Origin of the sequence: Actinoalloteichus spitiensis RMV-1378 (genome assembly GCF_000239155.1) — a bacterium.
In the GTDB taxonomy this organism is placed as follows: domain Bacteria; phylum Actinomycetota; class Actinomycetes; order Mycobacteriales; family Pseudonocardiaceae; genus Actinoalloteichus_B; species Actinoalloteichus_B spitiensis.
Genome location: NZ_AGVX02000442.1, coordinates 1 through 574 on the forward strand (window position 1 = coordinate 1; position 574 = coordinate 574).

A 574-nucleotide genomic window follows, 5' to 3' on the forward strand; every position below is an offset into this window, starting at 1 on the left:
TCGCCAGCATCGCCACCACACCGTCGGCCGAACGAGGCAACAGCACCGCCACCGCCGACTCCGCACCGACTCCCGAGTCCGCGAACCAGGCAGCCCAACGGCCCACTCTTTCCGCCAGTTCCTGGTAGTGAACACGGGCAACGCCGTCCTCGATCGCGACGGCGTCTCCACCCCCGTCCCGAGCCCGGGTACGGGCACGCTGCGCGATCAGGTCCAGCACGGACACGTCGAGCAGGTCAGGACGCTGGGTGGCGTTGCGCTCGACCAGCAGGTCGCGACGTTCCGCCTCCGCCAGCGCCGTCACCCCGGACACCGGACCCTCCGGTGCCCCAACAAGCCCGCCCAACAGCAACTCGAAACGCTCCGCGAGGACGGCCACCGTCTCCCTGTCGAACAACGCCGGGTCATAAGCCAACACGAACCCGGTCCGCTCCCCGGTGTAAGCCACCAGCGTCAACGGGTAGTTCGTCGTCTCCACCGCCGCGACATCCGACACCACCAACCCGTGCCGCGCCGCCGACTCCTCATCCACCGGGTAGTTCTCGAAAATGATCAGACTGTCGAACAGCGACAC

1 protein-coding gene is annotated in these 574 nt (G+C 67.8%); it reads right to left on the minus strand.

The window, feature by feature from the left end; translation table 11 throughout:
* Positions 1-574, minus strand: a 574-nt coding sequence (locus ACTIDRAF_RS29730) for a condensation domain-containing protein (RefSeq protein ID WP_039788130.1), incomplete at both ends; no start/stop codon positions are given.